The sequence below is a fragment of the Streptomyces sp. NPDC051987 genome, from assembly GCF_040680735.1.
Lineage (GTDB): Bacteria > Actinomycetota > Actinomycetes > Streptomycetales > Streptomycetaceae > Streptomyces.
The window spans coordinates 19311-28749 of the sequence record NZ_JBFAXI010000106.1; the positions used below are offsets into that span (position 1 = coordinate 19311).

7 protein-coding genes are annotated in these 9439 nt (G+C 70.3%); 6 read left to right on the top strand and 1 reads right to left on the bottom strand.

Translation table 11 applies throughout. The features are described from left to right. Positions 1 to 211 precede the first annotated feature (211 nt). The 5 genes from AB0M11_RS35475 (at position 212) to AB0M11_RS35495 (ending at position 5475) form a co-directional block, all read left to right on the top strand. Positions 212 to 1231 carry an MraY family glycosyltransferase gene (locus tag AB0M11_RS35475; protein WP_365712271.1) on the top strand — a complete coding sequence of 340 codons (1020 nt, stop codon included), beginning with the start codon at positions 212 to 214 and terminating at the stop codon, positions 1229 to 1231. A gap of 94 nt (positions 1232 to 1325) precedes the next feature. Beyond that, a complete protein-coding gene (gene dnaK / locus AB0M11_RS35480) occupies positions 1326 to 3158 on the top strand; it encodes a molecular chaperone DnaK (protein ID WP_365712272.1) in 1833 nt (610 codons plus the stop codon). Next, positions 3155 to 3814 (top strand): nucleotide exchange factor GrpE, encoded by a 660-nt coding sequence (gene grpE / locus AB0M11_RS35485; protein WP_365712273.1) that lies wholly within the window; start codon positions 3155 to 3157, stop codon positions 3812 to 3814. Before dnaK ends, grpE begins: the two co-directional genes overlap by 4 nt. A 36-nt stretch (positions 3815 to 3850) precedes the next feature. After that, positions 3851 to 5023, top strand: coding sequence for a molecular chaperone DnaJ (dnaJ, locus tag AB0M11_RS35490; RefSeq protein ID WP_365712274.1), 1173 nt, complete (start codon positions 3851 to 3853; stop codon positions 5021 to 5023). A 5-nt stretch (positions 5024 to 5028) separates the two neighbouring features. After that, positions 5029 to 5475, top strand: coding sequence for a helix-turn-helix domain-containing protein (locus tag AB0M11_RS35495; protein WP_365712277.1), 447 nt, complete (start codon positions 5029 to 5031; stop codon positions 5473 to 5475). Between the two features lie 61 nt (positions 5476 to 5536). On the opposite strand, the gene AB0M11_RS35500 is transcribed toward AB0M11_RS35495, so the two are convergent. Continuing rightward, positions 5537 to 7951 carry a PA14 domain-containing protein gene (locus tag AB0M11_RS35500; RefSeq protein WP_365712275.1) on the bottom strand — a complete coding sequence of 805 codons (2415 nt, stop codon included), beginning with the start codon at positions 7949 to 7951 and terminating at the stop codon, positions 5537 to 5539. 294 nt (positions 7952 to 8245) lie between these two features. Between AB0M11_RS35500 and AB0M11_RS35505 the strand changes: the two genes are divergently transcribed. After that, positions 8246 to 9352, top strand: a complete 1107-nt coding sequence (locus tag AB0M11_RS35505; protein WP_365712276.1) for a substrate-binding domain-containing protein — start codon at positions 8246 to 8248, stop codon at positions 9350 to 9352. Positions 9353 to 9439: the final 87 nt, after the last annotated feature.

Here is a 9439-nt window from a genome sequence, read left to right on the forward strand (position 1 = left end):
AGGGGGGTGGTCTCTTCGGGTCTCCGTACGGAGTGTTCCCGAAATTACTAAGCGGTAACTTATGTAGTCGGTTCGAGACTACCCGCATCTTTACTCGCACTGTAGCCAGGCGCGGGGTGATCTGGATCGCTGAGGGGTGCCTGGGCGACGGGCCCCGAACCCGATCGTGTTATTCGTACAGAATGGTTACATACAGGTCTAATTTGGACTCGTGCTCTACGGGATCGTCGCCGCCACCACAGCCTTCCTGCTCGCCGCCTTCCTCGCCGCGCTGATCCGGCCGTGCGCCCTGCGGCTGGGCCTCCTCGACCGCAGGCGGGCGCGGCGGGTGCCCGCGCTGGGCGGGCTGGCCGTGGTCGGCGCCACCTGTCTGGTCGCCTGCGCCGGCGACTGGACCGGCGTCGCCCCGCTCGGCACCGGGGTCGGGGAGCTGCTGGCCGCCGGGGGAGCCGTGGCGCTGCTCGGGGTGGTCGCCGACGTGTGGCGGCTCAAGACGCGGTTCCTGGTGTTCGGCACGGCGGTGGCGGCCGCGTGCGTGGTGCCGTACGGCGAGTTCGGGGTGGCCGGCGGGCTGCTCGGCGCCGGGTGGGTCGCCTTCGTCGCGGTCGCCTTCAAGGGGCTGGACCACGCGGACGGGCTGGCCGGGACCGTGGGGGTGGTGACCGCCTTCGGCGCCGGGGCCTGTGCCGCCGCCGAGGTGATGGACGGGCTCGCCGCGCTGCTGAGCGTGCTCGCGGCGGCGCTCACCGGGTTCCTCATGCACAACTGGGCGCCCGCGCGGATCGCCCTCGGTGCCACCGGCGCGCTGTTCACGGGGTTCGTGCTCGCCGCCGCCGCGCTGGTCACCCGGACCGGGTACGAGCCCGCCGCCAGCGCGGGCGTGCTGTTCGCGCTCACCGCCGTCGCGAGCGCGGACGTCCTGCTCGTCGTGCTGTCGCGGCTGCTGGCCGGGCGGCCGGTGCTGCGGCGCGGGCCCGACCATCTCGCCCACCGGCTGCGGCGCCTCGGGCTCACCTCCCAGGGGGCGACCGTCGTCCTCGGCGCCGCGTCCTTCGCCGGGGTGCTCGTCGCGGTGCTGGTGCACGGCGGCTGGCTGGGCCGGACCGGCGCCACCTGCGTCGCCTGCGTCACCTGCACGCTCGTGCTGCTCCTCCTTCGGGTGCCGGTGTACGGACCCCGACCCGCCGCAACGACGCAGGTCAGCGGCCACTTGCGTGTAAGGAGCGGATAAGAGTTGAGTCTGCTCCACTCAGGTCTGTTGACCCCGGGCCGTGCTTGATGCACACTTGAGTCCGTTCCACTCAAGTCAGCTGGAGGAAATCACCATGGCACGTGCGGTCGGCATCGACCTGGGCACGACTAACTCCGTCGTCAGCGTTCTTGAAGGCGGCGAGCCCACCGTCATCACCAACGCCGAGGGTGCCCGGACCACGCCGTCCGTCGTCGCCTTCGCGAAGAACGGCGAGGTTCTGGTCGGCGAGGTGGCCAAGCGTCAGGCGGTCACCAACGTGGACCGGACGATCCGGTCCGTGAAGCGTCACATGGGCACCGACTGGAAGATCCAGCTGGACGGGAAGGACTTCAACCCCCAGCAGATCTCCGCGTTCATCCTGCAGAAGCTCAAGCGGGACGCCGAGGCCTACCTGGGCGAGAAGGTGACCGACGCGGTCATCACCGTCCCGGCCTACTTCAACGACTCCGAGCGCCAGGCGACCAAGGAGGCCGGCGAGATCGCCGGTCTGAACGTCCTGCGCATCGTGAACGAGCCGACCGCCGCCGCGCTGGCGTACGGCCTCGACAAGGACGACCAGACGATCCTCGTCTTCGACCTCGGTGGCGGCACCTTCGACGTGTCCCTCCTGGAGATCGGCGACGGCGTCGTCGAGGTGAAGGCCACCAACGGCGACAACCACCTCGGTGGTGACGACTGGGACCAGCGCGTCGTCGACTACCTGGTCCAGCAGTTCAAGTCCGGCCACGGCGTGGACCTCGCCAAGGACAAGATGGCGCTGCAGCGCCTCCGCGAGGCCGCCGAGAAGGCCAAGATCGAGCTGTCCTCCTCCACCGAGACCTCGATCAACCTGCCGTACATCACCGCCTCCGCCGAGGGCCCCCTGCACCTCGACGAGAAGCTCACCCGCGCCCAGTTCCAGCAGCTGACCGCGGACCTCCTGGAGCGCTGCAAGACGCCGTTCCACAACGTCATCAAGGACGCCGGCATCCAGCTCGGCGAGATCGACCACGTCGTCCTCGTCGGCGGCTCCACCCGCATGCCCGCCGTCGCCGAGCTCGTCAAGGAGCTGACCGGCGGCAAGGAGGCCAACAAGGGCGTGAACCCGGACGAGGTCGTCGCCATCGGCGCCTCGCTCCAGGCCGGTGTCCTCAAGGGCGAGGTCAAGGACGTCCTGCTCCTCGACGTCACCCCGCTGTCCCTCGGCATCGAGACCAAGGGCGGCATCATGACCAAGCTCATCGAGCGGAACACCACGATCCCGACCAAGCGGTCCGAGATCTTCACCACCGCCGAGGACAACCAGCCCTCCGTCCAGATCCAGGTCTACCAGGGCGAGCGCGAGATCGCGGCGTACAACAAGAAGCTCGGCATGTTCGAGCTGACCGGTCTGCCGCCGGCCCCGCGCGGTGTCCCGCAGATCGAGGTCTCCTTCGACATCGACGCCAACGGCATCATGCACGTGACCGCGAAGGACCTGGGCACGGGCAAGGAGCAGAAGATGACCGTCACCGGCGGCTCCTCGCTGCCGAAGGACGAGGTCGACCGGATGCGCCAGGAGGCCGAGCAGTACGCGGAGGAGGACCACCGCCGCCGCGAGGCCGCCGAGACCCGCAACCAGGGCGAGCAGCTCGTCTACCAGACCGAGAAGTTCCTCAAGGACAACGAGGACAAGGTCCCCGGCGAGATCAAGACCGAGGTCGAGGCCGCGGTCGAGGAGCTCAAGGAGAAGCTCAAGGGCGAGGACACCGCCGAGATCCGCACCGCCACGGAGAAGGTCGCGGCCGTCTCCCAGAAGCTGGGCCAGGCCATGTACGCCGACGCCCAGGCCGCGCAGGCCGCCGGCGGTGCCCCCGCCGGTGACGGTGCCGACGACGTGGTGGACGCCGAGATCGTCGACGACGAGCGCAAGGACGGTGCCGCGTGACGGAGGAGACCCCGGGCTTCGAGGAGAAGCCCGACGTCCCCTCCGGCGCCACCCCCGACGACGCCGAGCCGAAGGCCGCTCCCGCCCAGGGGGCGGCCCCGGACGGGGACGCAAGCGCACAGCTGGCCGGTCTGACCGCGCAGCTGGACCAGGTACGCACCGCGCTCGGCGAGCGCACCGCGGACCTCCAGCGCCTCCAGGCCGAGTACCAGAACTACCGCCGCAGGGTGGAGCGGGACCGGATCACGGTCCGGGAGATCGCCATCGCGAACCTCCTGACCGAACTCCTGCCCGTGCTCGACGACATCGGCCGCGCCCGGGAACACGGCGAACTGGTCGGTGGTTTCAAGTCGGTGGCCGAGTCGCTGGAGACGGTCGCGGCGAAGATGGGCCTGCAGCAGTTCGGCAAGGAGGGCGAGCCCTTCGACCCGACGATCCACGAGGCGCTGATGCACAGCTACGCGCCGGACGTCACCGAGACGACGTGCGTGGCCATCCTGCAGCCCGGGTATCGCATCGGCGAGCGCACCATCCGCCCCGCGCGGGTGGCGGTCGCCGAACCGCAGCCGGGGGCGACGCCGGCCAAGGCCGAAGGAGCCGACGAGGCCCCGGCGGCCGGGGACGAGAAGAAGGACAACGGCCCTGAGGAGGGCTGACGTCGTAGACACTGACGGGAAGGAGGGGCGTCGGGGATGAGCACCAAGGACTTCATCGAGAAGGACTACTACAAGGTCCTCGGCGTCCCCAAGGACGCCACCGAGGCCGAGATCAAGAAGGCGTACCGGAAGCTCGCCCGCGAGTTCCACCCGGACGCCAACAAGGGCAACGCCAAGGCCGAGGAGCGCTTCAAGGAGATCTCCGAGGCTAACGACATACTCGGCGACCCCAAGAAGCGCAAGGAGTACGACGAGGCGCGCGCCCTCTTCGGCAACGGCGGCTTCCGCCCCGGGCCGGGCGCGGGCGGCGGCAACTTCAACTTCGACCTGGGCGACCTCTTCGGAGGCGGCGCCCAGGGCGGGGGCGGCTTCGGCGGCGGCGGCTTCAGTGACGTCCTGGGGGGCCTGTTCAACCGGGGCGGCGGCGCGGGCGCGCGCACCCAGCCCAGGCGCGGCCAGGACATCGAGTCCGAGGTCACGCTCAGCTTCACGGAGGCCATCGAGGGCGCCACTGTCCCGCTGCGGATGTCCTCGCAGGCCCCCTGCAAGGCCTGTTCGGGCACCGGCGACAAGAACGGCACCCCACGGGTGTGCCCGACCTGCGTCGGCACCGGCCAGGTGGCGCGAGGATCCGGAGGCGGCTTCTCGCTCACCGACCCCTGCCCGGACTGCAAGGGCCGCGGCCTGATCGCGGAGAACCCCTGCCCGGACTGCAAGGGCAGCGGGCGCGCCAAGTCGTCGCGGACCATGCAGGTCCGTATCCCCGCCGGGGTGACGGACGGTCAGCGCATCCGCCTGCGCGGCAAGGGCGCGCCGGGTGAGCGCGGCGGCCCGGCCGGCGACCTGTACGTGATGGTGCACGTCGACACCCACCCGGTGTTCGGCCGCAAGGACGACAACCTCACGGTGACCGTCCCGGTGACCTTCACCGAGGCGGCGCTCGGCGGCGAGGTCAGGGTTCCGACCCTGGGCGGCCCGCCGGTCACCCTGAAGCTGCCTCCGGGCACGCCCAACGGCCGCACCATGCGCGCCCGCGGCAAGGGCGCGGTCCGCAAGGACGGCACCCGCGGCGACCTGCTGGTCACCGTCGAGGTGAGTGTCCCGAAGGACCTGGCGGGGAAGGCTCGTGACGCACTGGAGGCGTATCGCGAGGCGACCGCGGGCGAGGACCCGCGCGCCGAGCTGTTCGAGGCCGCGAAGGGAGCATGACAGAGATGGACGGCCGTCGACGCAACCCATATGAACTGACCGAGGAGACCCCGGTCTACGTCATCTCGGTGGCGGCCCAGCTCTCCGGACTGCACCCGCAGACGCTGCGCCAGTACGACCGCCTCGGCCTGGTCTCCCCGGACCGCACGGCCGGCCGGGGCCGCCGCTACTCGGCCCGCGACATCGAACTGCTCCGCCAGGTGCAGGCGTTGTCGCAGGACGAGGGCATCAACCTGGCCGGCATCAAGCGCATCATCGAACTGGAGAACCAAGTCCTGGCGCTCCAGCAGCGTGTCGCCGAACTCCAGGCAGCGGTGGACGGCGCGGCGGCCGCGATGCAGCAGCGCGAGGCCGCCGTCCACGCCTCCTACCGCCGCGACCTGGTCCCGTACCAGGAGGTCCAGCAGACCAGCGCGCTGGTGGTGTGGCGGCCGAAGAAGGCCAAGGACTAGCAGCACCCCGCGCGAAGGGGCCCGGTGGTCACCGGGCCCCTTCCGTGTGCCGTCGCAGGGGTCATTCCCAGATGCCGTAGGCCCTCGACGTGATCGCGGCCTCGGCACCGGAGGCGTCCAGGCGGACGACGCGGTAGTAGTACAGGCCCAGCTCGTCCTCGTGCACCGTGGTGTCCAGGTACGACGACCTGTCGCCCACGCTGCCCTCGGCCAGGGTCACATAGGCGGCCGTGGCCGGGTCCCAGCGCTCCACGCGGTAGGCGGCGAACCGGGAGCAGTCGCCGAGGCCGGAGCTCTCGGAACACGAGACGGACAGATCCGGATAGGTGTCCGCGCGGATCTCGGTCCCCGTCCAGCCGGGCGGCCGGGTGTCGGGCAGGGTGACCGAGACGGTGACCGTGTGGAAGAAGTCGGGGCCCTCGCCCTCGTACAGGTGGTAACCGTCCGCGGCGGCCACCCGGTAGACGTGGGTGGCGCCGTCGGGGAGGGTCGGGCAGACGATCCCGGTGGCGGCCGAACTGCCGGTCCAGCAGTTCTTCTTCCAGACCGTCCCACCGGTGTCCGGGTCGGTCACCGCCTGCCACACGTAGTACTCGGTGACGTCGTCGTCGGCGGGCGGGGTCCAGGTCAGGCGGACGCCGAGCGGGATCCGTTCGGCCGTCAGGTCACCGACGGGACCGGGGCGTTCGGTGTCCGGTGTGGTCGCCGTGGCGGCGGGGCCGGGCGCTGAGGAGTGCCCGTACGGGTCGACGGTCACGACGCGGTACTCGTACGCCGTCTCGGAAGCGCCCGTGCGGTCGAGGCAGCTGCCGTCGATCTGCTTGCGGCCGGCGTACGCGGGCGCGTCGTCACCGGTCCAGTTCCAGGTCGTCTCGGGGTCCTGAAGCGTCCTGTCGGGCCCGCTGGTCGGCGAGCACTTCTCCAGGGTGGTGCTCTGCCCGGTCGCCACCTCGGTGCGCAGGATCCGGTAGGTCAGCAGCGGACCGCCGTCGAAGGTCCACGGGTCGGCGCTGCTCCAGTCGAGCAGCACGCCGTCGCCGAACCGGTAGGCGCGGGTCCGGAACGCGGGGATGGCCTCCGCGCGGTCCGCCATCGTCAGCGTGACCTCGACCGGGGCCGCCGCATTGCCGTGCGCGTCCACCGAACGCACCGCGTAACGGTAGGTGTCCGCGACCGCGAGCCGCTGGCGCGGGACGACGTCGGTGTCCTTCGTGGTGCGGACGGCGGTGCCGGTGTCCGCGCCGGGCAGCGCGTCCGACCAGCCGCCGGTCGCCGGGTCGTACTGGAGGACCTGGTAGGCGGTGGCGCCGTCGGCCGGGGACCACACCAGGTGGGGCACACCCTCGCGGTACGCGACGCGGGCGTCGGCGACGGCCGCCGGAGGGGTCAGGTCCGACGTGGTGAACGTGGTGGCGGCCGAGTACGCCGACCAGTTCCCGGCCGCGTCACGTGCCCGGCCCCGGTAGGTGACCCTGCTGCCGTCGGCGGGCTGACCGGTGTCGCAGATCGCGCCCTTGGCTCCGGTGTACACGGTGGTCCAGGCGCCGGTGGCGGGGTCGCGCCGCTGCATCTCGTACCGGACGATGTCGGCCGCGTTCGCCGGGGTCGTGACGAGTTCGGGAGCCGCGTAGGGCTCGCCGGCCGGGCAGCTGTCCATTTCGAGGAACGGTGCGGCCGGCGGGGTCCGGTCGGGGGTGGTGACGCCCTGGTCGGCGCTCCCGGCGGACTGGTTGCCCGCCTTGTCGTAGGCGCGGACCTCGTAGTAGTACGTCGCACCGGTCCGCGGCGGGACGTCGGAGTACGCGGTGGCGGTGGTGGACGCCAGCGGCTTGCCGCCGAACGGCGTCCCCTTCAGCCGCCGGTACACCCGGTACCCCGCGAGGTCCATCTCCTGGTTCCGGGCCCAGGCGAGCCGGGCCTTGCCGGACGCCGCGTCGTAGGACACCGAGGTCCCGCCCGGGACGAGCGGCCCGACCTTGTCGACCGCGGCCGAAGTCCTCGGGGTGTAGGTGAACTTCACCCTGGCGGCGCCGGTGAAGTTCGCGTAGTCGACGCGGAGGGTGTGCCGGCCCCTGGGGACGGTCACGTTGACGGTCCTGCTCACCGTCCTGGAGGTGTTCTTCCACAGGTCGACCTTGCGGCGGCCGTCGAGATGGACGCGGATCCCGTCGAGTCCGGAGACGGCGAGGGCGAAGGGCCCGCCGGAGCCGAAGTCGCGGGTCACCGTCCAGCGGACACCGAAGCCGTCCTTGGGCAGCCCGGACGCGGGAGCCCCGCTCCAGCTCTCGTCGATCGCCGTGTCGCACGCCGTCTTCTTCGGGGTGCCCTTGAACGTGGTGTTCGCGAACAACTCCCGCTGGTAGACGGGGGAGGCGCAGGTCGTGGCGGCCGAGGCGGTCACGGCGGTGCCGCCGAGCAGGGTGCCGGCCGTGGCGAGCACCATGGCGAAGGCCGCCGTGCCTGTGGCTGAGTTCATTCGATCCTCTGGTCGTATCGCCGCGCCGGAGGCGGCTGTCGTCGATCACGACTCATGAGGAAAGGACTTGGTTGTACCGATCTTTGCCTGTCCGTGAACTCCCCATGGGTGGAGGGTCCGTAAAGAGTGTTTGGAGGGGGTTCCGTTCCGCCTTCACAAAGGCAGCGGAGCGTGCTGTTGCGCACTCGTTAAGTAGTTCCGCTTGACGCCGGGTGTGGCGTACGCGTTGTCTTTTCAGACATCTGGGTCGCAAAGCAGCCCCACGTCCGGAACGCACCTGAAGTGAGCCCCCGTATGCGTCGTATAGCCATGTCCGTGGCCGCGTCCACGATGACCCTCTCGCTCGCCGGTTGCGGCGTGCTCAACGCGACGGGATCGTCTACCACCGCGACTCCGACCAAGGGCAACGACATCACGGTGGGCGTGCTGATGCCGGACAAGATCAACACCCGGTACTCCAACTTCGACTACCCGATCATGAAAGCGAAGATCGCCGAGCTCACGAACAAGCAGGGCCAGGTCGACTACGAGAACGCCGCGTCGTCGGCCGCCACGCAGACGAAGCAGATGCAGAAGATGATCGACGACAAGGTCGACGTGATCATCCTTGACTCGGTCGACTCGCACGCGATCGCCGGCACGGTGAAGAAGGCCAAGGACGCCGGCATCCCGGTCATCGCCTACGACCGGCTCGCCGAGGGCCCGATCGACGCCTACGTCTCCTTCGACAACGAGCTCGTCGGCGAGGTCCAGGCCCGCACGCTCCTGGAGGGCCTCGGGTCGAGCGTCGACTCCTCCGACAAGGTCGTCATGATCAACGGCTCGCCGACCGACCCGAACGCCAAGCAGTTCAAGACGGGCGCCGAGTCCGAGCTGAACGGCAAGGTGACGATCGCGGACTCGTACGACACCAAGGACTGGGACCCGGTGGTCGCCCAGCAGGAGGTCACCAAGGCGATCAACTCGCTCGGCAGGAACAACATCGCCGCCGTCTACTCCGCGAACGACGCCATGGCGGCCGGCGTCATCAAGGCCCTCAAGGCGGCCGGCGTCACCAACATGCCGCCGATCACCGGCCAGGACGCGGACCTCGACGCCATCCAGCGGATCCTCAGCGGCGAGCAGTACATGACGGTCTACAAGCCGTACCCGGACGAGGCCGAGGCCGCCGCCGAGATGGCCGTGTACAAGGTGCAGGGCAAGGACATCCAGTTCGACGCGCTCACCCAGGACACCGTCGACAGCCCGACCAACAAGGACATCCCGTCCCAGCTGGTGCAGGTCAACGCCGTCACCAAGAGCAAGATCAAGGACACCGTGGTGGCCGACGGCATCTACACGGTCTCCCAGATCTGCACCGCCGCCTACAAGACCGCTTGCGCGGAGGCGGGACTCAAGTAGTCCCGGCCGCCGGGGGCTGGGCGCGCGGTCGGCCGCGGACCGGTGGGGGCCGTTCGCGCAGTTCCCCGCGCCCCTACCAGCCGCGGG